The sequence below is a fragment of the Microbacterium sp. CBA3102 genome (assembly GCF_007954505.1).
Lineage (GTDB): Bacteria > Actinomycetota > Actinomycetes > Actinomycetales > Microbacteriaceae > Microbacterium > Microbacterium aurugineum.
In genome coordinates, this window is the sequence record NZ_CP042412.1 from 1 (window position 1) to 19,270 (window position 19,270).

At 65.4% G+C, this 19,270-nt stretch carries 25 protein-coding genes, 1 tRNA gene and 1 pseudogene; 2 read left to right on the plus strand and 25 right to left on the minus strand.

The features are described 5' to 3' along the window. Nucleotides 1-251: 251 nt before the first annotated feature. The 14 genes and pseudogenes from FGL91_RS00005 to FGL91_RS00070 form a co-directional block, all read right to left on the minus strand. Nucleotides 252-965, minus strand: a pseudogene (locus tag FGL91_RS00005) (YqaJ viral recombinase family protein); the annotation flags it as partial. Then, the gene (locus FGL91_RS00010) at nt 862-1,287 is read right to left on the minus strand and encodes a hypothetical protein (protein ID WP_153242701.1); all 426 of its coding nucleotides are present in this window, start codon (nt 1,285-1,287) and stop codon (nt 862-864) included. The pseudogene FGL91_RS00005 and the gene FGL91_RS00010, both read right to left, overlap by 104 nt. Continuing rightward, complete coding sequence (locus tag FGL91_RS19360; protein WP_153242702.1) at nt 1,280-1,675, minus strand: HNH endonuclease; 396 nt, start codon at nt 1,673-1,675, stop codon at nt 1,280-1,282. Before FGL91_RS19360 ends, FGL91_RS00010 begins: the two co-directional genes overlap by 8 nt. Before the next feature lie 296 nt (nt 1,676-1,971). Continuing rightward, entirely contained in the window at nt 1,972-2,247 is a 276-nt protein-coding gene (locus FGL91_RS00020) for a hypothetical protein (RefSeq protein WP_153242703.1), read from the minus strand. Further along, nucleotides 2,247-2,396 carry a hypothetical protein gene (locus FGL91_RS00025; RefSeq protein WP_153242704.1) on the minus strand — a complete coding sequence of 50 codons (150 nt, stop codon included), beginning with the start codon at nt 2,394-2,396 and terminating at the stop codon, nt 2,247-2,249. Before FGL91_RS00025 ends, FGL91_RS00020 begins: the two co-directional genes overlap by 1 nt. Before the next feature lie 129 nt (nt 2,397-2,525). Next, nucleotides 2,526-2,717, minus strand: a complete 192-nt coding sequence (locus FGL91_RS00030) for a hypothetical protein (protein WP_153242705.1) — start codon at nt 2,715-2,717, stop codon at nt 2,526-2,528. A 201-nt stretch (nt 2,718-2,918) separates the two neighbouring features. Then, nucleotides 2,919-3,158 carry a hypothetical protein gene (locus FGL91_RS00035; protein WP_153242706.1) on the minus strand — a complete coding sequence of 80 codons (240 nt, stop codon included), beginning with the start codon at nt 3,156-3,158 and terminating at the stop codon, nt 2,919-2,921. Nucleotides 3,159-3,302: 144 nt separating this feature from the next. Continuing rightward, nucleotides 3,303-3,695: a DUF4326 domain-containing protein gene (locus FGL91_RS00040; RefSeq protein WP_058630643.1), complete on the minus strand. Its 393-nt coding sequence runs from the start codon at nt 3,693-3,695 to the stop codon at nt 3,303-3,305. 224 nt (nt 3,696-3,919) lie between these two features. Further along, on the minus strand, nt 3,920-4,834 hold the full coding sequence (locus FGL91_RS00045; RefSeq protein ID WP_153242707.1) for a hypothetical protein: 915 nt from the start codon (nt 4,832-4,834) through the stop codon (nt 3,920-3,922). Between the two features lie 561 nt (nt 4,835-5,395). Continuing rightward, nucleotides 5,396-5,590 (minus strand): hypothetical protein, encoded by a 195-nt coding sequence (locus tag FGL91_RS00050; protein WP_153242708.1) that lies wholly within the window; start codon nt 5,588-5,590, stop codon nt 5,396-5,398. Between the two features lie 190 nt (nt 5,591-5,780). After that, a complete protein-coding gene (locus FGL91_RS00055; protein ID WP_153242709.1) occupies nt 5,781-5,999 on the minus strand; it encodes a helix-turn-helix domain-containing protein in 219 nt (72 codons plus the stop codon). Then, complete coding sequence (locus FGL91_RS00060) at nt 5,996-6,286, minus strand: hypothetical protein (protein ID WP_153242710.1); 291 nt, start codon at nt 6,284-6,286, stop codon at nt 5,996-5,998. Before FGL91_RS00060 ends, FGL91_RS00055 begins: the two co-directional genes overlap by 4 nt. Then, a complete protein-coding gene (locus tag FGL91_RS00065) occupies nt 6,283-7,083 on the minus strand; it encodes an antA/AntB antirepressor family protein (RefSeq protein ID WP_153242711.1) in 801 nt (266 codons plus the stop codon). Before FGL91_RS00065 ends, FGL91_RS00060 begins: the two co-directional genes overlap by 4 nt. After that, complete coding sequence (locus tag FGL91_RS00070; protein WP_153242712.1) at nt 7,080-7,319, minus strand: helix-turn-helix domain-containing protein; 240 nt, start codon at nt 7,317-7,319, stop codon at nt 7,080-7,082. Before FGL91_RS00070 ends, FGL91_RS00065 begins: the two co-directional genes overlap by 4 nt. 77 nt (nt 7,320-7,396) lie before the next feature. On the opposite strand from FGL91_RS00070, the gene FGL91_RS00075 reads away from it, so the two are divergent. Together FGL91_RS00075 and FGL91_RS00080 are read left to right on the plus strand one after the other, a co-directional pair. Then, nucleotides 7,397-7,888, plus strand: a complete 492-nt coding sequence (locus FGL91_RS00075) for a helix-turn-helix domain-containing protein (protein ID WP_153242713.1) — start codon at nt 7,397-7,399, stop codon at nt 7,886-7,888. Nucleotides 7,889-7,895: 7 nt separating this feature from the next. Further along, nucleotides 7,896-8,348: an ImmA/IrrE family metallo-endopeptidase gene (locus FGL91_RS00080; RefSeq protein WP_194239281.1), complete on the plus strand. Its 453-nt coding sequence runs from the start codon at nt 7,896-7,898 to the stop codon at nt 8,346-8,348. A 46-nt stretch (nt 8,349-8,394) separates the two neighbouring features. Here the strand turns inward: FGL91_RS00080 and FGL91_RS00085 are convergent, their stop codons facing one another. The 11 genes from FGL91_RS00085 to FGL91_RS00135 all read right to left on the minus strand — a co-directional run bounded on the left by FGL91_RS00085 (nt 8,395) and on the right by FGL91_RS00135 (nt 19,131). Then, nucleotides 8,395-9,462: a tyrosine-type recombinase/integrase gene (locus FGL91_RS00085; RefSeq protein WP_227991766.1), complete on the minus strand. Its 1,068-nt coding sequence runs from the start codon at nt 9,460-9,462 to the stop codon at nt 8,395-8,397. A gap of 328 nt (nt 9,463-9,790) precedes the next feature. Then, nucleotides 9,791-9,866 (minus strand) — tRNA-Thr (locus tag FGL91_RS00090). A gap of 69 nt (nt 9,867-9,935) precedes the next feature. Continuing rightward, nucleotides 9,936-11,489 (minus strand): alpha/beta hydrolase, encoded by a 1,554-nt coding sequence (locus FGL91_RS00095; RefSeq protein WP_153242716.1) that lies wholly within the window; start codon nt 11,487-11,489, stop codon nt 9,936-9,938. Beyond that, on the minus strand, nt 11,486-12,643 hold the full coding sequence (locus tag FGL91_RS00100) for a DNA polymerase III subunit delta' (protein ID WP_047521576.1): 1,158 nt from the start codon (nt 12,641-12,643) through the stop codon (nt 11,486-11,488). The genes FGL91_RS00095 and FGL91_RS00100 overlap by 4 nt, the downstream gene beginning before the upstream one ends. A gap of 70 nt (nt 12,644-12,713) precedes the next feature. After that, nucleotides 12,714-13,343 carry a dTMP kinase gene (tmk, locus tag FGL91_RS00105; protein WP_153242717.1) on the minus strand — a complete coding sequence of 210 codons (630 nt, stop codon included), beginning with the start codon at nt 13,341-13,343 and terminating at the stop codon, nt 12,714-12,716. Next, nucleotides 13,340-16,186, minus strand: coding sequence for a type I DNA topoisomerase (topA, locus tag FGL91_RS00110; RefSeq protein WP_153242718.1), 2,847 nt, complete (start codon nt 16,184-16,186; stop codon nt 13,340-13,342). The genes tmk and topA overlap by 4 nt, the downstream gene beginning before the upstream one ends. A gap of 77 nt (nt 16,187-16,263) precedes the next feature. Next, the gene (locus FGL91_RS00115; RefSeq protein ID WP_134351979.1) at nt 16,264-16,593 is read right to left on the minus strand and encodes a helicase; all 330 of its coding nucleotides are present in this window, start codon (nt 16,591-16,593) and stop codon (nt 16,264-16,266) included. Then, nucleotides 16,593-16,964 (minus strand): TadE family type IV pilus minor pilin, encoded by a 372-nt coding sequence (locus tag FGL91_RS00120; protein WP_153242719.1) that lies wholly within the window; start codon nt 16,962-16,964, stop codon nt 16,593-16,595. Before FGL91_RS00120 ends, FGL91_RS00115 begins: the two co-directional genes overlap by 1 nt. A gap of 14 nt (nt 16,965-16,978) precedes the next feature. After that, nucleotides 16,979-17,176 carry a DUF4244 domain-containing protein gene (locus FGL91_RS00125; protein WP_047521780.1) on the minus strand — a complete coding sequence of 66 codons (198 nt, stop codon included), beginning with the start codon at nt 17,174-17,176 and terminating at the stop codon, nt 16,979-16,981. A 57-nt stretch (nt 17,177-17,233) separates the two neighbouring features. Next, the gene (locus tag FGL91_RS00130) at nt 17,234-18,133 is read right to left on the minus strand and encodes a type II secretion system F family protein (RefSeq protein WP_416202670.1); all 900 of its coding nucleotides are present in this window, start codon (nt 18,131-18,133) and stop codon (nt 17,234-17,236) included. Further along, nucleotides 18,130-19,131 carry a TadA family conjugal transfer-associated ATPase gene (locus FGL91_RS00135; protein ID WP_134351983.1) on the minus strand — a complete coding sequence of 334 codons (1,002 nt, stop codon included), beginning with the start codon at nt 19,129-19,131 and terminating at the stop codon, nt 18,130-18,132. Before FGL91_RS00135 ends, FGL91_RS00130 begins: the two co-directional genes overlap by 4 nt. Nucleotides 19,132-19,270: the final 139 nt, after the last annotated feature.

Consider the following 19,270-nt stretch of genomic DNA (forward strand, 5'->3'; position numbering starts at 1 on the left):
TCCTCGATGCTTGCCCGCCGTTCGGTCATGGGTAGACCGGCGGTGGCGGCGGTGAAGTTGTTGACGATGTTGGTGACGTTGATCTCGAACACCTCGGCGGCGGCATGAATGGCTGTCACCCAACGGTCTTCGAGACGAACCCGTTTCCGCCACAAAGGAAGCCCCGCACTGAACGACACGTAGTCGCACCATTCGCGGCCACTGACGACCATGCCTGCCATCATCTGCGCCATGTTCTCGAGCGGTGGCCTGTCAGCGAGCACCGTCTTGAGGTGTTCCTTCGGGCGACGTGACTTGATCTCAATCAGCCCGTCATCACCGACAAGACCGTCTGGTGAGTAGCCGATCCGGTAGCTTCCGAAGTCGCGAACCATGAACCCGACCTGTTCGACGGGGGCATAGTTCTCGGAGTATGCGTCACGGGCGAATGGTTCATCCTCAGTGCCGCGTTGCATGTCGAACGTCGGGTGCACATAGTCGACGTGACCGGTGATGCGTTCGGCCGCGAGCTGCATAGTGAGAGTGCGAGACGTGTCACCATCAGCCACCTCGAGCACCTTCGGCATCGCGGCGACAACAGATGTGCGCTCATCGTGCACCGTCTTGATCGGTGTGGGTTCCTTGCGCGCCGCGCTCATGCACGGACTGAACGCTTTCGCCCCACACTTCACACAGTCGACCGTGAACGCGTCACGAGACTTCTGGGTGATGAGTGCGCCGATTGTGGATGCGGTGACCATCCCGCATCTTGCGTCCACCCATTCCTGTGAGCCCTGCTCGAGCTCGGGATACGTTGTGAGGCTCATGCGCTTCTCCTGTTGTTCTGCTCGTCGAGTCCGTAGACCAAGCCGTTGTAGTCCGTCACGATGCGTCCTCCGGCCAGATGCGACGACCAGATGTGAATCGCGTATCCGTGATGGCGAACTTGGACAGTCCAGCGACGTACTCGAAGACGGTCTGCTCATTCACCTCGGCTACCCTGGCGGCAATCTCGTCGCCCACGTTCTCCGTGGTCAGAGCCCACACCTCACCGGGCTTAGCCTCATGCCAGGGCTTCTCCGGGTGAGCCTCGAAGTAGGCGCGGGCGGCGTCAGCGCCGAACGATTTCGGGTATCGATCGACGGTTGCGCGGGTTTGCCCGATTCCAGACATGCCATCCCGCTCGTTCAGAACGACAGCATCACCATCCTCATCCGGGTACACCACGTAGTCGGGGTTCTCGGGCCACCTCCACCGTCCGAGTTCTTCGTCACGCTCCGTGACCGTGGTCGTCCTTGGGTCAAACATGAGATGCCTCCTCGGCGTGGGTGAAGAGCCTCGACCGAAGTGCGATCGCGGCTAGGTTGGCTTCTTCCGGAGAGGCAAATGAGCCAGGAACGCGGTGTTCCACTCCGAAGTGGCGCGCAGAAGCCACCCAGCGCTTACCCCTTCGGTCCTTCCTTACGCCCCGGTATCCCGAGCTGTTGTTTGACTGAGGCCCGCGATTCTCAGCATTCTGTTTCGCCGTTGCAGGACGGAGGTGATCGGGGTTGACGCAGAGCCTGTTGCGGCAGCGGTGATCTGGCACAGTGCCGCGAGCGAGATCACCGTGTGTCAGCTCGAAGGCGATCACGTGCGCGCCGCGCCTCCTTCCCTCCCACCAGACCACTCCATATCCTTCTGAGGCTGCCCCCATCCACAGCCAGCAATCGCCGGACTTGTCGACCCGGCCCCAGAAGCTCTCGGCGGGATCGTCGAGCGCGGTCCCTCTTCGTCCGCAGTGGCGTTAGAGGCCGATCTGATCGACGTTGGGCGTAGTGACCAATGCACAACCCCAACGCATGCACAACACGAGTACATTTCTCGAATGAGCAATTCCTTGCCGTGTATTCGATCATGTCTGGTCCTTCCAGTACGTGTGGGGGCAGTCCATCCACACGGTCGGGTTATGGGTGATGACCACTTCTCCGTGGTCAAGGCAGAGCGGGCACGTCATGAGCAGATCTCGAGACTGACGATGCCGTCCTGAGCGGCTTCATCGGCGTTCTTCCGTCGCACCTCGTCGGCTTCGTGGACAGCCTCCGCGAGCGCCTCTGCGTGCGTTTCGAACGGGCTGGTGCACCCGCTAATGAACTTGCCCGTCTCGGAGTCGAACCGATCCCACTCCGAAACCCAACGGAGCTTCGCGGGCCAGATTTCGTCTGCATCCAGACCAGCGTCGTCGCTCGCATCCCGTCTCCGCACGATGGCCTTGAATTGCTCAGCCATCACATTTCTCCCTGCTCGATGCGGGCCTTTGTGAGCGCGTCGAGAGCGGCGGCTTCCTTCCCTTCGCGGTACTTGTAGTGCATGAGCGCCGCGGCCTTCTCTTCCTGAGCGAGCTGCAGTCTGTGTTCAAGCTCAGCGATCGATGTCATGGTGGTTCTCCTTAGAAGCAGGCCGCACAGTCGCAGTGCGGTCGCGGTTTGGGACGCACGCAGGCGTCAGATGGCTTGTGTGGTGGTTGTCCCGGTTCGGGGGGGTGCACTTCGGGCAGTCGGTGTCAGTCATGGGACGATCCGAGGCTCGATCGATGCGAAGGCGGTCATGAGGTCGAACAGTGCATCAGGAACGTCATCGTCGAACTCAGTCCCCTCGAACGCCTCACGGAAATCTGAACGGATCAAAAACCAGAGACCTTCGATGTGCGGCCTGTCGATTGCGTCCTGCATTCGCGGCAAGAACTCTTCGATCAGCACGTACGGGTCAGCGAGAACACTCCCCAGGTCACCCATTGATGATCACCAACCCGTAGACGAACCAGCCACCTGCAAGGGCACCGATAGCCCCGGATGTGATGGTGATGAACGTGGCCCATGCACGGGTGTCGTGTAGGGGGACGATGCGGACCGGTCTTGTATCTGCACGCTCCACCGGGAGCGGAGGGATACTGTTCGCAGTCATGGCCGGCTCATCTCTGAGCGCGAGAAGCTGACGTAGGTGGTGATCGTGAACGACGTCATGTCTCCGTTCCCAACGTGGTGGGGAACGACCGAGATGGAGTCCATACGCGGAGTGCATTCCTGCAACAGTGCGATCAACCCATCCCGGCTCAATCCGAAGCCGACTGTGCCGTCTTGCCTCGGGTAGTCATCGCTTCTGCTGAGCAGTTCGCCAATTGCCGGGTATCGCTCGCTCATGTCGTCTCCTTCGTCCTCTGCCCACTGCCGCTGCAGTCGAGGCATTCGTTGTCCTTCTCGTAGTCGGTCCCTTTACGGACCGTGGTGCTCCCCCAACCAGCGCAAGACGCGCACGGGTTGGGAACGGCCGGGTTTGGTCTTCGGTCATGCATCGCGGTTCGCGATCTCAAGCAGTACGTCGGCGTGACACGGCTGGCTCATGTGGCAGTCGCACGCGAGATCCTTGCCCCGCAGTGCCGTTCGGATCTCGTCCAGGCTTGGGCGACCTTCATACGGGATGCCTAGCAGTGACGGGTAAGACGAATAGCTCATCTGCACCCATCGGCCATCAACGTCTCGATTGAGGTATGTCTCCTTTGTCAGCCATTCCCGGTATTCGTCACAGAACATCTCCCGCGTCATCGTCGCCTGACCGTCCTCGCCGCCCCTCACGCGAGCGGAGAACGGGTTAGCCCACTTGGTGCGCCGGGAGACCTTCACCGTGTTCGGGGGCAGCTTCCAGCCCTTTTCGCGGGAATGCCAGATGCGCTCAGGCATGTCGAACTCCTTCGTCGTCGATTGAGTGAGGGCCGGGCTGATCCCCAGATCGCCCGGCCCTGCACTGGTCCGGCACCCCACAGGCCGGGTTCCCACTCCCCCAGAGAGTGGGAAGAGAGGAGGGGGTGACGGGAGCCGCAGGAGACCCCTCTCCTGGTGGACGCTCAGAACCGTCACCCCCGAGTGCCCGTGCGCCGATCTGTGAGCGCACGCACGGGCCGGACTTAGTTGTCGAAGCCGAACACGATCCGTAGATGGTCATGCGCGATTCCGCCATGGCCGTACCATCCCGGCTTGTCCCCCCAGCGCTTTCCCTCGTGGTCTTTCTGCTCGGGGTCTGCGGGGATGTCGGCCGCGTATCGGGTCAACGCCTCGATGGCACTGCGCAGCTCCTTCACGCTTTCGCTCAGCGAGTCCTCCCACACGTACTGCACGTACGTCTGCGGCTGGCGAGTGAGCACATCGCCCACTTCGTTCCCGCGTCGCTTCCACGAGGCTGCGTTCTCCAGATCTTCAGGCGTGATCTCCGCACGTTTGCCAGCCTCGTACTCCTCAACCGAGAGCGTCTGGATTCCGAAGCCCGAAACGCTCCCGCTCCACGTCGTCGGCTTGACGCCCGCACGCTTGATCTCCTCGTACTGCTCGGCTGAGATAGCGCCCGTTCTCCGCATGGGCTGGTCGAAACGCCCCTCGGCGTCGAACTGAAGCAGCTCGGCAAGGGTGAAGTAGGAATGGCTGTGCATGTCCACGTCCCACTGGTCGACTTCCGCGAGCCATGCGAAGCTTGCGTCTTCCGGCACGCCACGCGGCAGGGCGAGAGGCGCGATCGGGTCGCCGCGCTTGATGCCAGCGAAGCCGTATCCGTTGCGTACGTTGGCGAGAAGTGCGAACAGGTCGTAGTTCCGTTCGTCAAGCGGAACGGTGCCGCGACCTTCTCCGCGCCACGATGCGCGCGGGAAGATGTTGCTGTCGATCGGCACCCATCGCGATGTCGGCTCCTCGCTTTGCCTTGCGTATCGGGGCCGGAACTGCTCGGCCATTGAGTGAATATCTGCGCCCATGTCCGGGCTCCCTTCGTTGATCGAGTGCGCGCCGATGACTCGAACATCGGTGTCTTCCAGTCGCGCTGTGCCTTTCACCGATGGACCGTCGCTTCTCAGCCGCCACTTACACGGGTACTCCGCACCCTTTTCTTCGACTCCACCCGGTTGCGTTCCTGAGGGGCGGCATCTCCGCTGCCTAGCGGCCCGTCCATTCGTCCTCGTGCACCACAGGTCCACCGGTCCCCCACACGTCTTGTCGTGGGTTCTCCCTGATCCCGTAGCCCCCATCTGGGGGTGTCCGACCCCGTTGGCGTGGGGCCGGCATATCTTCACCGGTTGTGTGTATTGAGTTGTCAGCACGTGCGTTTTTGAGCGCACTAGTCCACGCCTCCCCACGACAGGGAGGTGCGGGGATCGTTTACGGGGATCAGCCGGACAGAGCCGCCAGACGAGTCAGCACACGGCCGGCATGGTCGAGATGCGCATCCGTAGCTTCGGAATAGCTCCACAACGATCGACGACACGTCTCGAGGGCTTTCGCCACGGAGACTGTGAAAGCAATACCTTCCGCACGGTCGAGCGGGAGGTCTTGCCGCAGCTCGAGCAGGATTGGATTCGTCGGGTTGGTCTGTGGGTACAGGGAGGAAGAGAACTGAGTCACGATGCACCACCAGATCGACGCCCTGCATCCCAGCCAGCGCAGAACAAGATGTGCTCACGATTGAGTTCGACGGGATCCGGCGAGCATCCGTAAGCCTTGCGGTAGTCCGACCAGTCACACGCTCGAAGAATGCGCTCATGCTCGGTAAGCGGCTGACCTTCGACGGCGAGGTGCTGATGTGCATCGCTCATCGCACACCTCCTACGCTCTTGCACGCGTACATGCGGTGGTCACGACGGACACCAGAACCAGTCACCACAACCGGGTCATACGCGTCACGTTCAGCCCAGTACCGCTTCGACGAACGGAACTCGAGGGCGATGTAACCGATCCACGCGAGGATGATCGCCGGGACAGCGAACCAGAGAGGCAGGGTGTCCATCACGCCACCGCCGAATCACGCTCGGGCAGCTTCTCGACGTAGCGGTCAAGCTCCGACTTCTGGAACATGACCCGCTTTCCGTCGCCCACCGGGATCAAATCGCCCGTCTTGCGGAGGTCGTCGATCTCACGCAGCGACTTGGAGAGGTAGTAGGCCGCAAGCTCACGGGTGAACAGTGCGGGCGGAAACTCGATCCGCTGCACAACGCCGGCGCTCATGACTCCACCGCCAACGCGGCGAGCTGTGCGTGCAGCTCGTTGATCCGCTTCTGGATCTTCTCGGCGCGGGTCAGGAACACGATCGGCTCAGAACGGAGCACAGTGAAGAGGTGACCGGATCGCTGACCGGCGCTCGACGCCCCGGAACGGGAAAGGTAACCCGTCTGTCGGCCGAACGTCCACTCCCCCGGTTCGTAGCGAATCGTGTAGGGGGTGCCATCGTCGTCCCATTCCTCGATGACATTGATGGGCTCGGCGTTCACGGCCCGGTACAGGTAGGTGCTCATCGTCCGATCTCCTTGCTGCGAAGCACGAGATCTCCGTGCTCGATGATGTACTTCTGCGCACGTGACCACGCATACTCGACGCCCTTAGGCGTCAGCTTCCCTGTGTGGAAAGCGAACCCGTTGACGGTCGACGTTCCCTTTACGGTCGTGGACAGCCCGCGGCGTTCGCCGCTGAGGGTCGCGTCTCCGTTGTCCTCACGGTTGCCCGCTACGAACATGTCGAGCTTGCGAGCAAGGAACTCGAACACCTGGGGCGCGGTCACCTTGATCCCGTTGTGGAGCGCCCACTTCACTATCTCGCGGGCGAAGTCTTGCCGAGTCGTAAATTCCTTACCGAGATTGTGCACGTGCGCCTGTGCTGCAAGCGGCGTGAGTGTGGCAACCTCGTGCTTCGCTGCGACCAACTCCTCTGCGGTGCGGGTGAACTGCTGAGCGAGCGCGAGGATGCCCTCGGGGGTTGAGATGTCGGGGATCGCAGGATTCTGCTTCACTCGCTTCTCCACCTCAATGAAGTACTGGCGAGCCTGCTTGCCCTTGTCGGTGCGCTGGATCATCGCGAGTTCCTTCGCCATGTCCAGGGTGAGGACGTGATCAGTCTGGGCGTAATCTCGGCCTCGCTCCTCGGATCTCACGTACTCAGAAATGAGCGCGTAGTCCTCGCCCTCCGCGAAGCCGTAGGCCAGCATCCGAGGAAACCAGTCGCTGTACCGCGCGCCAACTTCGAGGAACGCGTGCAACTCGCGGCCAGAGACGGCCTGTCGTCCGTCGTGTTCGCGGATCGGAATGAGAGCGTTCATACCGCTGCCTCGCGCTCACTGATCGGAATGAGGACATCGATGATCGAGACCTCGAAGTGCTGAGCGATGAGACCCAGTTCGTCGATGGTGAATGGGGTAGCGAGCAAGAGTCGACGCTTGAGAGTGCTGAGCGAGATCCCCGTCATCTCTGACAAGGTCTCGACCGACTCGCGGCGATCTGCGAGAATGGAGCGGACGGCCCTGGCCGCCTTGCCGCTCGGAGTCGAGTAGTTCATGTGAACTAAGATAGTTCCTCTGAACTAGAAAGCAAGCGCATTTGCGTGTTTCGTGTCAGATCTGACACGATGAGTCCGTGAGCGACTACGAACCCACTGCCGTATCGAAGGAAATTGCCTCCCGTCTCCGCGGGCAGATCGCCAGATACGACGTCAGCCAGGCAGAGCTGGCAACCCTGTGTGGTGTGAGCCAGTCCCAGTTCTCGAAGATCATCCGCGCCGCCCGTCCGATGACGGTCGATCATCTTGCGACGATCTGTGATGCGCTCGCGATCGACATGGGTGAGCTGCTTTCGAGCGTTGAGTCTCTGGTTCTGAACCAAGGGATCCGAGCTTCTGCGATCAGCTATGTCGACGAAGAGGTGCGGCTGGACCCGCCGTACACATGGTCCGACGACAGCCTCGACGGGTGGGGCGCGCAGGCGCTCGCGAGACTCCGCAATGTCGGCGGCGTCGAGGATGATGCCCCTGTGCTCTCCCGTGAGGAAGAGCAGGAGCTCAGGAAGAGCGAACACGACCTTGCGGCGTACCGCGGTCACAACGAGGCGAACATCCCGCACGCAGAGTAGGAGCCCGATGTACGGCGAACTGATCCACCACGCGGCCACGCTCGGCGCACAGGTTCATTTCGCTCACATCGACGATGACCCCGATCTACTCGGGTACTACCTGCCGAAGCGGAAGATGATCGTCGTCCGGTTGGGGATGACTTTCGATCAGTCCAGGTGGGTGCTGGGACACGAGTGCGGGCACGCTTACTACAACCACACGTGCAGCGGACCACACGTTCGTGATGCGGCTGAGCGGCAGGCGAACGCGTATGCAGCGCGGTTGTTGATCGACCCAGCCGAGTATGCCCGTCTCGAGGCGATCAACTCTGATCAGCATTGGCTGGCCGAAGAGTTCTCGGTGTCGGTCGAGGGGATCTTCGCGTACGAGCAGCATTGCCTGACCAAGCTCCGCGGCGTGACGTACAGCAGGGCGCGGCACGGGGTCGGTCAGTGGCGTCATCGAGCGTTCGCCGGTTAACGCAGAAAGCCGCCCGACACCTGAGTGTCGGGCGGCTTTGTGTCTGCTACTGGTCGAAGGCAGCTTGGAAGTGGGTGCCGATCGCTTCGAGCGCCTTGCGCGCCTCCGCAGACGACACGTGCTGATACCCACGGGTGGTTCGCACGTTGACGTGTCCCACGATCTCACCAATGACTTTCGCATCTACACCGAGTTCCATCAGCACTGTGGCCGTGGTGTGGCGCGCGAAGTGTGTCGTGGGCGTCGGGGGTGTTCCGTCCGGTCGATCCTTCGGCGGCAACGCCTGGTCTGCGGTGATCACGCCGGCGTCGAGAAGGATGGATCGCCATTCGATCTGGTCCTGCTCCGCGGTGATCGGGGAGCCGTCAGGGTTGCGCCAGATAAGACCGTGAGGGTTGGGGCGCTTGTTCGCCTTGAGGTACTTCTTGAGTTCCTTCTCCAGCGCCGGGATCAGTGGGAACGTACGGACCCTCCCTGACTTTGGCCGCACAAGACAGAGCCGACCGTCGAGCGGTTCATGCACGAGCCCTGCTCCCACCATCAGTCGTCGACTCGGGCAGGATCCAGCACGCTTCTTGCCGCACTCCCCGCCACATCCATGTTTGAAGCGAACCTCGGAGAGGGACCACTGGATGGTGAACTCATGCCGCACGAGGTCGATGCTGTCCAGCGTGGCTCCTAGCCGCTCTCCCTGCCTCATTCCGGTCAGGACGGCGAACCACCAGCGCACGCCGTCAGGACGACGCAGAGCGGCTTGCAGCACCCGTAGAGCGACATCTGTGTCCAGAGCACCGCGCGCCCCTTCGCCTGTCCCCGGTGGCGTGACATCGGCGGCTACGTTCTTCGCACAGACGCCATCGAGTCGGGCAGCATCGAGCATCGACGACATCACCGCGTGAACCTTCTGCGCCGACGAGATCGCTCGCCCTGCCTCGGTGACGGCCAGCGTGACGGCGCGGACATCTGACGGCCTGAGTGCCGATATCCGCTTCTTCCTCAGCGGTGGCACGATCCACTTGTTCACCGCAGACTCATACCCCGCGAGAGCTGCAGGCTTCATCTTGGGTTCACAAATCGTCCTGAGCCAGTGATCGGCCCACTTCTCGACGGTCATCGTCTTGTCCAGCGGAGCACCGTACTCGTTCACCTCTGCGCGGAGGGCATCAAGCTTGTCGCGAGCTTCCTTCTTCGTGCGGCCCGTGACGTACTTCTGTTTGCGGCGTCCGTCCGGGTGGAACCCAACGTCGATCACCCCGCGCCAGTGCCCCCGCGACTTGATCTCGTAGAGACCTCCGTCTCCGTTGCTACGAACCTTCGGCATCATCTCTCCTCGGACCGGTGCACACATGGATGCACACATACACCTGCAAAACATATGTTTGCAGGTGCCGCCGACATGAACGCCGAAACCCCCGGAATCTCAAGGGATTCCGGGGGTTTGATGGAGCCGCTTGTCAGAATCGAACTGACGACCTTTTCATTACGAGTGAAATGCTCTGCCGACTGAGCTAAAGCGGCGTGCGACGCGTGAGCGGCGCGATCACCGATCTTACCCTGTCTCGCGCTCGCTCGCGAATCGGGCCGGTCTCACTCGCAGCGGAGGCCGTCTTCGGGCACCACGTCGTCGAGCAGGAACGCCTCGACCGCGTCGTCGACGCAGGTGTTGCCCTTGTTGTAGCCGGTGTGCCCCTCGCCCACGCGAGTGATGAGAACGCCCTCCTCCAGCTGATCCGCGAGCGATTCGGACCACTCGTACGGGGTCGCCGGGTCGTTGGTCGTCCCGATCACGAGGATGGGTCCCGCACCTTCGGCCGTGATCTCACCCCGGGTTCCGGTCGGCGGATAGGGCCAGACCTCGCAGGAATCCGGACCGCTCCAATACGGCGCGATGGTCGGGGCACCCTCGGCGATCTTGGCATCGATGGCGGCTTCCGCGGCGGGGTCGTCCTCCACCGGGTAGTCCATGCAGTTGTATGCGCGGAACGCCTCGGTGGAGTTGTCGATGTAGACGCCGTCTTCGCGGCTGTTGTAGAAGTCGGCGAGGAGGAACGCCGAGGTCGGGTCGCCCTGCAGAGCCTCATCGAGCGCCTGCGTGAGGAATCCCCAGTTGTCCTGCGAATAGAGCGCCGCGATGATGCCCGTCAGCAGGGTGTCCGCGCCCATGAGTCGACCGTCTCCGCTCTGCAACGGCGTGCGATCGACGCTCGCCAGCAGCGCTCCGAGATCGGCCATCGCTTCATCGACCGTCCCGGCGAACGGGCACTCCCCGGAGTCGAGGCAGCTCTGCATGTAGGCGCGCAGCGCCGATTCGAAACCGAGTGCCTGCGTCGCGCCGACCTCGAGGCCGGGGACAGCGGGATCGATCGCACCGTCGAGCACCAGACGCCCGGCCTTCTCGGGGTAGAGCTTCGCGTAGGTCGCGCCGAGGAATGTGCCGTACGAGTAGCCGAGGTAGTTCAGCTGCTTGTCGCCCAGCACGGCACGGATCAGATCCATGTCGCGGGCGGCGTTGACCGTGGTGATGTACGGCAGGATCCCGCCGCTGTTCGCATCGCACGCCTCGGCGAACGACTTGTGCGCGTCGAGCAGTTCGGCCTCCCACTCCGCGGTACCGCGGGCGGCGGCGGGGATGCCGTAGAGGTAGTCGTCCATCTCAGGGGCGTCGTAGCAGGTCACCGCGGTCGAGTCGCCGACTCCGCGCGGGTCGAAGCCGATCACGTCGAAGTTCTCGATGAGGTCGGCCCCGACAGCGAATCCGAGGTTGTTCAGGACGAGGTCCACACCGCTGGCACCAGGGCCACCGGGGTTGGTCAGCAGCGAGCCGACCGGGGTGCCCTCCGCCCGATGGCGCACGACCGCGAGCGTGATGTCGCCCGCTGCCGGGTTCTCCCAGTCGAGCGGCGCCGTGACGTCGGTGCAGTCGAAGCCGGTGCCGCACTCGGTCCAGGTCAATTCCTGCGAGTAGAACGGCAGCAGGTCTTCTGCCACACCCTCGGTATCGGGAGCGGCGGTCGTGGACGGCCGCGAGGACTGCTCGGGGATCATCGCGTAGAGGCAGCCGGAGAGGGCGACGGAAGCCGCGGCGAGGCCGGCGATGACCCCGAGGGCACGCCGGAAGCGGGAAGTCGATCGGTTGTTCACGGTTTCCTCCCGCTCGTGATCGTCACGAGCAAGCTCTCCAGGGCGAGCAGCGGAGCGACGTTGCGCTCCAAGGACTGCCGCGTCTCGGCTAGGTGGTCAAGTACGACAAGAGTACGGGTCACGGGCCAGACGGCCGCGAGCTCCTCGAGTTCGGGACGGAGTTCTCGGTTGATGAGGTCGCCGCCACGGTCGAACTGCAGCATCACGACGTCACGGAACAGCGATTGCAGGTCGGTGAGCACCCGGTCGATCCCGTCGCGCAGACTCCGGGTGGCGCGCTTCTTCTGATCGTCTTCGAGCGCGGACAGCTGGGTGCGCAGCGCCGGCGGCACAGCCTGGCCCTCCGCGATGCCGATCGTGCGCAGCAGCGAGGCGCGCTCGCTCGCATCGCGCTCGGCCGTGAGCGCCTTCGCATCCTCCGTCGCGGCCTGGATGATCCGGCCGGCGACCTCGACGGCATCGCCGACGCCACGTACACCGAGGACGGATCGCAGCGTCTCGTCGCGGCGACGGCGTGCCGCATCGTCGGTCGCCAACCGCTGGGCCATGCCGATGTGGCGCTGCGCGTGCCGCGCGGCCTGCTCGGCGATGGCCTCGTCCGCCCCCGTGCGCAGGCTGATGAGACGCGCGACATCGTCGACGTCCGGTTCCGTCAGCCGCAACGACCGCACGCGAGAGCGGATCGTGGGCAGGAGGTCGGCCTCGCTGGGGGCGCACAGGATCCAGACCGTCTGCTCCGGCGGCTCCTCGAGCGCCTTCAGAAGCACGTTGGACGTGCGCTCGACCATGCGGTCGGCGTCTTCGACCACGATCACGCGATATCGCCCCGCGGAGGGCGCGAAGTAGGAGCGCTCCACCAGGCCTCGGGCCTCGGCGATCGTGATGATGACCTTGTCGGTGCGCAGCGCGGTGACGTCGGGATGCGTGCCCGCCAGCACTTGCCGCATCACGTTCTCGTCGTCGGGGTGATCGGCGATCAGCGCGGCCGCGAAGGCATAGGCCAGGGTCGATCTTCCTGATCCGGGTGGACCGGTGATCAGCCAGGCGTGCGACAGCGCGGCGGGATCGGAGGCGGCGGCACGGAGCGTGTCGACCGCGGCGTCCTGCCCCCACACATCCACCCACGGGAAGGGAGCGGGAACAGTCTGGGGCATGTACTCAGCCTAATCGGGACCACCGACCTCGTCGGGACCTGACCTCCCCGCGCGGAGAGCCGCGGCCTGATCAGCCGAGCAGCTCTCCGACCCGCGCGCGGATCCGGTCGGCGATGCTCTCGGGAGAGGCAGCGGCGTCCAGAACCAGGAACCTGTCGGGCTCGGCGTCGGCGAGCGCGAGGTAGGCATCGCGGACCCGGCCGTGGAACTCTTCCTGCTCGGCCTCGAGGCGGTCGAACGGCTTGTCCGCCGAGTCGAGACGGGTGCGTGCTGCCGCGGGATCGAGGTCGAGAAGCACGGTCAAGTCAGGAAGCGCACCTTCTGCCGCCCAGAGCGACAGGTCGCGGATCTCTTTCGCATCGAGCACGCGCCCGGCCCCCTGATAAGCCACGGACGAATCGAGGTAGCGGTCCTGCAGCACGACCTCGCCACGCTCGAGCGCCGGTCGCACGACGGTCGCGACGTGATGCGCACGGTCGGCCGCGTACAGCAGCGCCTCCGCGCGCGGTGCGATGTCACCGCGGTGATGCAGCACGATGTCGCGAATCAGCTGGCCGACCTCGGAGCCGCCCGGTTCACGCGTGCGCACGACCGTGCGACCCGCAGCCACGAGCCACTCGGCGAGCAGGTTCGACTGCGTGGTCTTGCCGGACCCGTCGCCGCCTTCGAGTGTGATCCACACCCCGCGGCCTGAGGTCACGAGTCCGCCTTCTCGGCGGCCTTCGCGGCCGCGTTCGCCGCACGGGTGGCCGCCGCCTTCTTCGCCGCCGCCGACCGCGCGGCCGATGTCGCCGCTGTCGTCTTCTTCGCGGGAGCCTTCTTCGCGGAGGTCGCCTTGGCCGCCGTCTTCTTGGCTGGCGCCTTCTTCGCCGGGGCCTTCTTCGCTGCTCCCCGCTTGGGGGCCGGCCCCTTTGCACGCTTGTCGGCGAGCATCTGCACCGCGATCTCGAAGGTGATGTCTTCGACGGTCTGACCACGCGGGATGGTCACGTTGGTCTCTCCGTCGGTGACGTACGCCCCGAAACGACCGTCGCGAATGCGGATCGGCTTGCCGCTGACGGGATCGGCCTCGAACTCGGCGAGTGCGCTCGACGCCCGTCGACCGGCACCGTATTTCGGCTGCGCGTAGATCTCGAGCGCCTGCTCGAGCGTGATGCTGAAGATCTGCGACTCGCTCTCGAGGGAGCGGGAGTCCGTGCCCTTCTTCAAGTATGGACCGAAGCGGCCGTTCTGCGCCGTGATCTCATCACCGGATTCCGGGTCCACACCCACCACGCGCGGGAGGCTGAGCAGCTGCAGCGCCGTGTCGAGGTCGATCTCATCGACGGACATCGAGCGGAAGAGCGACGCCGTCCGCGGCTTGGGTGCCGCGTCCTTCTTCGCTCCGCGCTTCGGCTTCGGGGCCTCGACGACCTCTCCGGTCGCTTCATCGATCGCGGCGTCTTCCGCCACCGGATCGTTCTCCTGCACATAAGGCCCGAAGCGGCCGTCCTTGACGACGACGATCTTGCCGTTCGCCGGGTTCTCCCCGAGCACGCGGTCGCCCGCGACAGGAGCATCGATGAGCTCCTGTGCCTTCTCCGCTGTCAGCTCATCGGGCGCCAGGTCTTCCGGCACGTTCACGATGCGCGGCTTCGCTTCCGGGTTCTCGGGGTCGGCGACCTCGAGGTAGGGGCCGTACTTGCCGAAGCGGAGAGTGGCCGTGTCGGTGATGCGCGTGGAGTTCAGCGCACGCGCATCGATCTCGCCGAGGTTGTCGACGACCTGGCGGAGACCGACGTGCGAGTCCGAGCCGAAGTAGAACGACTTGAGCCATTCGACACGGTTCTGTTCACCGCGCGCGATGGTGTCGAGGTCGTCTTCGAGCGCTGCCGTGAAGTCGTAGTCGACGAGGTCCGCGAAATGCTCTTCGAGCAGACGCACCACGCTGAACGCCAGCCAAGTCGGCACCAGGGCCTGGCCGCGCTTGACGGCGTAGCCGCGGTCGAGGATCGTCTCGGGGATCGACGCGAAAGTGGAGGGACGACCGATGCCCTTCTCCTCGAGCACCTTGACGAGCGAAGCCTCGGTGTAGCGCGGCTTCGGCGTGGTGCGGTGGCCCTTCGCCTCAGCGTCCGACACCGCGAGCTGATCGCCCACGGCGACGGCCGGGAGCGACTGGTTCTCTGCGGCATCCGCGTCACCGCGCTTCTCGTCCCGCCCCTCCTCGTAGGCCTCGAGGAAGCCCTTGAAGGTGTAGACGGTTCCGGACGCCGTGAACTCGGCCTTCTTCCCCGCGGCATCGACGGCGATGGTGACCGTGGTGGTCTCGTACTTCGCGTCGGCCATCTGGCTGGCCACCGTGCGCTTCCAGATGAGGTCGTAGAGGCGCTGCTCATCGCGATCGAGCTCGGACGACAGCGATGCCGGCGTCCGGAAGTTGTCGCCCGAGGGACGGATGGCCTCGTGCGCCTCCTGCGCGTTCTTGCTCTTGGACTTGTAGACCCGCGGCTTCAGCGGCACGGCGGCATCACCGTAGAGGGCCACCGCCTGGCTCCGCGCCGCCTGCACCGCCTGGGTGCTCAGCGACGTGGAGTCGGTACGCATATAGGTGATGTACCCCTTCTCGTACAGCCGCTGGGCGACACCCATCGCCTGCTTGGCTCCCATGGAGAGCTTGCGCCCGGCCTCCTGCTGCATCGTCGAGGTCGTGAAGGGCGCGTAGGGGCTGCGCGTTCCCGGCTTGGCCTCGACCTTGGTGACGGAGCCGGAGCCGACCGCGTCGATCGCCTCGGCGAGAGCGGAAGCCGCGGCTTCATCGAGGACGACGACGGCCTTCTTGAGCTTTCCGTCGTCGTCGAAGTCGGCGCCTCGCGCGAGCTGGCCGCCGTCGACGCGGACGAGGCGGATCTTGAAGGACGTGCCGGTCGCCGCGGCTGCGGCGTCGACGTCCCAGTACTCGGCGGAGGTGAACGCCATGCGCTCACGCTCCCGGTCGACGATGAGTCGGGTCGCCGCCGACTGGACGCGTCCTGCGGAGATTCCGGTCTTGACCTTGTACCAGAGCACCGGGGAGACGTCCCAGCCGTACAGACGGTCGAGGATGCGGCGGGTCTCCTGGGCATCGACGAGGTCGTGGTCGAGCTCGCGGGTGTTGCCGACGGCCGCCTGGATCGCATCCTTGGTGATCTCATGGAAGACCATGCGCTTGACCGGGACCTTGGGCTTGAGGGTCTCCAGAAGGTGCCAGGCGATCGCCTCGCCTTCGCGGTCCTCATCTGTCGCGAGCAGGAGTTCGTCGGCACTCTTGAGGGCGCGCTTGAGCTCGGCGACCGTCTTGGTCTTGCGATCGGACACGACGTAGTACGGGTCGAACCCGTTGTCGATGTCGATCGAGTACTTCCCGTAGGCCTGCTTGTCCTCCGCCGGAATGTCCTTCTTGTCGGCGAGGTCGCGGATGTGGCCGACGGAGCTGAGCACCTCGTAGCCGTCGCCGAGGTATCCCTGAATAGACCGCATCTTCGTCGGGGACTCGACGATGACGAGCTTCTTGCCTTCAGCCAAGGGTGCGTCCTTTCTTCGAAGCACACCATACACACCACTGTGTGGGGTCATTCACAGTGAGCGAGGTCGCGCGGCCGTCACTGTCCCTCGGGTGGCCCGGCACGGGCTCGGGAGACGGCTGCGAGTCCAGCGTACGCCGCCTGCACCTCCACGGTCGCCACGAAGCCCTCCAGAACGCATCCGGTGAGGTCGGCACCGGCCGCCTCTGCGACCGTCGCGGCGAGGGCGCACGGCTCCGCCGAGGTCGGCACGGCGCCGCTGGCGGCATCGGCCGCGGCGAGTGCCGCGGCATCCGCAGCGCCCGCCGCCCGCTGCGCCGTCACCGAAGCACCGGCCACGGCCGCCAAGCCGAGGGACAGCGCGGCCGCCACGGCGAGGACACCCGCAGCGAGCGCCGTGCCCGCCATCAGAGTCCTCCGTCGAGCGCGCAGCTCGACGCCCGCAGGGGCACCCGCACCGCCGCACCCCACGAGACCTCCACCGACGAGGTGACGCACACGAGCTCACCGCGGCGTGACGCGGATACCCCGGCGCCGGGGACCGCCGCACGCACAACCCCCTCCGCGGCGCCGAGTCCTTCTCCCCGACCGAGCAGGCGAGCGGCATCGGCCGACGCATCCTGCAGCGCGACCTGACGCGACGCCGCTCCGAGCGCACCCGCGCCCAGCAGCAGGGCCAGCACCACAGCGGGCACGGCGAGCGCGAGCTCTGCCGCGACCGATCCCCGCTCTCCCCCGATGGCGATGAGCGATGTTGTCCGTCGTCGCCACAGGGCCATGATCGGCAGCCTCCTCACGACACGGTCAGGGCGCGCCGCACGAGATCCGTCAGGATGCCGCGGACTTCATCGGATCTCATGATCACGACGAGGAGACCGGCGAACGCGACAGCCGCCATGGTCGTGATCGCGTACTCCGCTGTGGCCGCACCGGTGTCGTCGCCGAACAGCATCGCCGCCCTGCGCCGGTCGAGTCGGGGAATGGTCGTCATGGTGTTCCTTCTTTCTCTGAGATGTTTCGCATGGAGGAGGGACCGCCACGCGGGCGATCACAACGGCAAGGGTGTCGATGACAGGACGCTCAGGAGCATCGGGGCCACACCGAGCAGGAGGAACGCGGGCAGGGTGCACACTCCGAGAGGGATCAGGAGTCGTGTCGAGAGCTTCGCCGCGCGGAGACGGCCTCCGACCCGAGCGGCATGGCGGTCCTGCGCCGCGGACGCACGGAGCAGTTCCACCGCGGGCACCCCTGCCGCTCGGGACAGATCGAGCACGGCGCGGATCCGCTCGTCACTCCCTCCGGAGGCAGAGCTGTCGTCCACGAGTGCAAGCGCTCGGTCGATGGACGCTCCTCCGGCGAGCGCGACGGCCACGAGTTCCGCGCGCATCCCTGGCGTGCCCGGCCCTGGCTTCGCCTGCCGCAGAAGTCCCTTCGTCCACTGTCGCGCCGCCAGCACCAGGAGCAGGCCCACGACCACGCACCCGGCGCCGAGGGGGTTGCCGACGATGACGCCGAGGGTGTCGAAGCCGAGCGCGAATCCGAGAAGGAGCCCCGCGAGCGGCATCCAGAGCAGCAGACGGGCTGTTCCGGCGGGTTCCGCGAGGGCGATGCGGACGTCGTCGGCTGCCGAGGCGGCATCGCGCAGCGACTCCGCGATGATCCGGAGCACCTCCGCGAGAGGTGCGCCGACGGTCGTCGCGATCTCCCACGCGGCTGCGAGATCGGTCCACGCCCCCCGCTCGGCTTCGATCGCCGAGAGGAGAGGGACGCCCTCGTCGACCCGCCCGACCACGGCCACCGCATGCGGGTCGCCGGTGCCTGCGAGATGTCGCCACGCAGTGAGAGGAACCGCGCCCGCCTGCAACAGCACCGCCAGCGTCTGCACCGATGTCGCGGCTTCCGCGGCGCCTGCCGACTCATTGCGGTGCGCCTGCCTGAGTCGGATCACCACGGGGACACCTCCTCGATATCCAGGCGATCGGCCACGAGCACGAGGCGACCGGCCTGGCGTATCCGACGGACACCATCCGGGGTTCGATCGAGATGGAGAACCACGGAGAACGCGCTCACCGCCTGCCGTGCGAGCGCGGTGGCATCCATTCCCGCGAGCGCACCGAGCGCCTCGAGTCGGGCGGGCACGTCGCGCAGACCGCTGGCGTGCATCGTGCCCGCTCCCCCGTCGTGCCCGGTGTTGAGCGCGCTGAGCAACTCACGCACCTCCTCCCCTCGACACTCCCCGACCACCAGCCGATCGGGCCGCATACGCAGGGACTCCCGCACCAGGCGAGCAAGGGTGATCCCGCCCGCCCCCTCCAGATTCGCCTGGCGGGCTTCGAGCGCGACGTGGTGCGGGTGCCGGGGACGCAACTCCGCCACATCCTCGATCGTGACGATGCGCTCGGTCGGCGGGACCTCGGAGAGCAGCGCGGACAGCAACGTCGTCTTTCCCGTTCCGGTGCCCCCGGTGATGAGGATGTTCGCCCGGTCGGCGACGAGCCCGAGCAGCCAGGCCTGCTGGCGCGCGTCGAAGGCGCCGAGGGCGGCGAGCGCCGCGAGATCCGCCGCGCGCACCCTCGGGATGCGGATCGAGAGCGCCGTTCCCGTCGTCGAGACCGGCGCGAGCACGGCATGCACGCGGATGCCGGAAGCGAGACGGACGTCCACGCACGGCGCTTGATCATCGAGGTGTCGTCCGCCGAGACCGACGAGAGCGACCGCCAGATCCCTGACCTCTCGCTCGGAGGCCCGCCACTGCGTCGCCGGTTCCGCGCCGCTGCCGCGGTCGACGAACAGCCCGGCCGTGCCATTCACGAAGACATCGGTCACGGTGTCGTCGATGTGGGCGAGAAGGGGACCGAACGCGGGATCGAGGTGCAAAGGGTCGAGGAGGGAGTCCGTCCGGGCGGAGGCCGCTCCCCGGGGCTGGATGACGAACGAATCGGGCATACAGCGACGCTAGGCGGCACCCCCGGCACGAGAACGTGGTCGAGTACGGGCGGAGCGGGGCCTGTGTAGAAGTGCCATCCGGCAACGCCCGTGCAGGAGTCGATCGGGCATCGCGGGAGCCGTCACGCGGGAGCGCTCC

What these genes read in the sequence shown, in the direction of transcription:
- FGL91_RS00070 (WP_153242712.1), bottom strand. Translation starts at nt 7,319, where the DNA reads ATGAACTACTCGACTCCGAGCGGCAAGGCGGCCAGGGCCGTCCGCTCC.
- FGL91_RS00055 (WP_153242709.1), bottom strand. Translation starts at nt 5,999, where the DNA reads ATGAGCGCCGGCGTTGTGCAGCGGATCGAGTTTCCGCCCGCACTGTTC.
- FGL91_RS00035 (WP_153242706.1), bottom strand. Translation starts at nt 3,158, where the DNA reads ATGAGCGAGCGATACCCGGCAATTGGCGAACTGCTCAGCAGAAGCGAT.
- FGL91_RS00085 (WP_227991766.1), bottom strand. Translation starts at nt 9,462, where the DNA reads ATGACCGTCGAGAAGTGGGCCGATCACTGGCTCAGGACGATTTGTGAA.
- FGL91_RS00125 (WP_047521780.1), bottom strand. Translation starts at nt 17,176, where the DNA reads ATGACGACCATTCCCCGACTCGACCGGCGCAGGGCGGCGATGCTGTTC.
- FGL91_RS00025 (WP_153242704.1), bottom strand. Translation starts at nt 2,396, where the DNA reads ATGACATCGATCGCTGAGCTTGAACACAGACTGCAGCTCGCTCAGGAA.
- FGL91_RS00080 (WP_194239281.1), top strand. Translation starts at nt 7,896, where the DNA reads ATGTACGGCGAACTGATCCACCACGCGGCCACGCTCGGCGCACAGGTT.
- FGL91_RS00050 (WP_153242708.1), bottom strand. Translation starts at nt 5,590, where the DNA reads ATGAGCGATGCACATCAGCACCTCGCCGTCGAAGGTCAGCCGCTTACC.
- FGL91_RS00060 (WP_153242710.1), bottom strand. Translation starts at nt 6,286, where the DNA reads ATGAGCACCTACCTGTACCGGGCCGTGAACGCCGAGCCCATCAATGTC.
- FGL91_RS00100 (WP_047521576.1), bottom strand. Translation starts at nt 12,643, where the DNA reads ATGCCCCAGACTGTTCCCGCTCCCTTCCCGTGGGTGGATGTGTGGGGG.
- FGL91_RS00120 (WP_153242719.1), bottom strand. Translation starts at nt 16,964, where the DNA reads ATGGCCCTGTGGCGACGACGGACAACATCGCTCATCGCCATCGGGGGA.
- FGL91_RS00065 (WP_153242711.1), bottom strand. Translation starts at nt 7,083, where the DNA reads ATGAACGCTCTCATTCCGATCCGCGAACACGACGGACGACAGGCCGTC.
- FGL91_RS00040 (WP_058630643.1), bottom strand. Translation starts at nt 3,695, where the DNA reads ATGCCTGAGCGCATCTGGCATTCCCGCGAAAAGGGCTGGAAGCTGCCC.
- FGL91_RS00020 (WP_153242703.1), bottom strand. Translation starts at nt 2,247, where the DNA reads ATGGCTGAGCAATTCAAGGCCATCGTGCGGAGACGGGATGCGAGCGAC.
- FGL91_RS00135 (WP_134351983.1), bottom strand. Translation starts at nt 19,131, where the DNA reads ATGCCCGATTCGTTCGTCATCCAGCCCCGGGGAGCGGCCTCCGCCCGG.
- FGL91_RS00010 (WP_153242701.1), bottom strand. Translation starts at nt 1,287, where the DNA reads ATGTTTGACCCAAGGACGACCACGGTCACGGAGCGTGACGAAGAACTC.
- FGL91_RS19360 (WP_153242702.1), bottom strand. Translation starts at nt 1,675, where the DNA reads ATGGGGGCAGCCTCAGAAGGATATGGAGTGGTCTGGTGGGAGGGAAGG.
- FGL91_RS00115 (WP_134351979.1), bottom strand. Translation starts at nt 16,593, where the DNA reads ATGGCGGGCACGGCGCTCGCTGCGGGTGTCCTCGCCGTGGCGGCCGCG.